We start from the raw sequence: 1,675 nt of genomic DNA, 5'->3' as shown, positions 1-1,675 counted from the left end.
GGGCAGGCCCCAGTAGTAGAGCAAGTTCACTACGGGGCAAGTATTTTTTCAGGTTCTTTGGCGGTTTGCCTTTTCGCTCCGGTTCCCGCCTATCGGTCGGGCATGCAAGGCGAGGCGGGCGAAAAGGACGATTTCAAGTTTTTCTTTGGCGGAATTATATTTTTTCCAGTTAATCCACTAAATTGATAGGTCTGCTAGTTGAAAATGCTTTGATGTTTTCTATAGTTGTGTCTAAAATTCTCTGGAGAGCCTCTTTACTGTTGAATGCGTTGTGAGGAGTAATGATAACATTCGGTTGGTTAATTAAAATGTGATTTTCAAGTACGGCCTTCAGGTCACAGGTCTTTTTGAAGACAGATGTCAGAAGCTCTCTTTCTTCTTTGATAAAACACTCCTCCTTCAAAACATCCAATCCTAATCCGGCGAAAATTCCTTGCCTTAAACCCTCTAATAAAGCCGTAGTATCGCAAATCCCGCCCCTTGCCGTATTTATTAAATAGCATCCTTTTTTGAATAATTTTAAAGTTTTTAAATTAATCATGTGGTGAGTTGATTTATTATACGGCACATGCAAAGTAATGATGTCAGAATTTCTGAATAAATAATCCAGGGGGGCATATTTAAAACCGAATTCTTGAGCGAATTTTTGATCTTTTCTGACATCAAAAGCTAAAATATTCATTTCAAGTCCTTTGGCAATTCTAATCACATGACGACCAATATTACCGACCCCGACCACGGCTAAAGTTTTTCCTTTTAGATCAAAACCTCTTAAATTTTCTAATGAAAAATCACCTTTCTTTGTTTTCTCTAAAGAAGGATAAATTTTTCTTGATAACGCCAAAATTAAAGCAAAAGTATGTTCAGCAACTGTATTTTCTCCGTAGCTTGGCACATTGGAAACCAAAATGTTTTTATCTTTGCAGGTTTTTAAATCAAGGTGATCAAAACCAGTTGAGCGGGTGGTGATAAACTTCAGAGATTTTAGAGAATTAAGAATCTTCTTATCAATTATTGAATAAATAAATGGAGATAAGATATCAACACCCTGGATTTTTTTTAATCTCTCTGGCGTTATTTTTTCTTCAAAAAACGCAGAATCAAGACCTTTTAGTTTTGGTTTTAAATAGTCCTTCTCCCAGGGTTCTATTTCAAAAAATGCAATTTTTAATTTTTTCATAGATTTATTTTACTTTATTAAATCCTCTATTGAAACATCCAACGCTTTGGCGATTTTTGCCACAACTAACACTGATGGTTTTTTGATTACCTCGCTTTCAATTTTGGTTAACGGTAGGCCAGCAACCTCTTTTCCCAGCTGGCGGTGTGTATTTGAAAAAATCTTTACCCCGTTAAATTTACGAAGTAAATTTGTTCGGGGCGAACCGATTTCATTAACGGGCTCCGCCGGGCGGCCCCACCACTATCTCGCGGAGTTTATCCCGCACCAAGCTTGCTCTGGTGCGGGGCTCGAAGTACGGGGTAAAAATTCCACCTAGCCCCCTGGAGTTTACCCCGCATAATCCCGAAGGGATTTGTGCGGGGCCCGCCTCGCCAAAAAGCGGAAGCGAAAAGCATGCCCCGTAGTCAACCAAAGGTTGTACTACTGGGGGACGATTTCAAGCATGCCCCGTAGTGAACCGAAGGTTCTACTACTGGGGTTTTTCTTTGGCGG

2 protein-coding genes are annotated in these 1,675 nt (G+C 39.8%); one reads left to right on the top strand and one right to left on the bottom strand.

Annotated elements, in window-relative coordinates; genetic code table 11:
- Positions 1-186, top strand: a 186-nt coding sequence (locus KY055_02550) for a hypothetical protein (protein ID MBZ1345482.1), incomplete at its 5' end; no start/stop codon positions are given.
- Here KY055_02550 and KY055_02545 read toward each other — a convergent pair.
- Complete coding sequence (locus KY055_02545; GenBank protein ID MBZ1345481.1) at positions 170-1,180, bottom strand: hydroxyacid dehydrogenase; 1,011 nt, start codon at positions 1,178-1,180, stop codon at positions 170-172. The genes KY055_02550 and KY055_02545 overlap by 17 nt on opposite strands.
- Positions 1,181-1,675: the final 495 nt, after the last annotated feature.

It is taken from the genome of Candidatus Nealsonbacteria bacterium (genome assembly GCA_019923625.1).
Classification (GTDB): domain Bacteria; phylum Patescibacteriota; class Minisyncoccia; order Minisyncoccales; family RBG-13-42-11; genus JAHXGN01.
The sequence above is the reverse complement of the archived record's forward strand: the minus strand, read 5'-3'. Positions and strand labels throughout refer to the sequence as shown.

Excerpts from the sequence above, each read along its gene's own strand:
- KY055_02545 (MBZ1345481.1), bottom strand. The coding sequence starts at position 1,180 with ATGAAAAAATTAAAAATTGCATTTTTTGAAATAGAACCCTGGGAGAAG.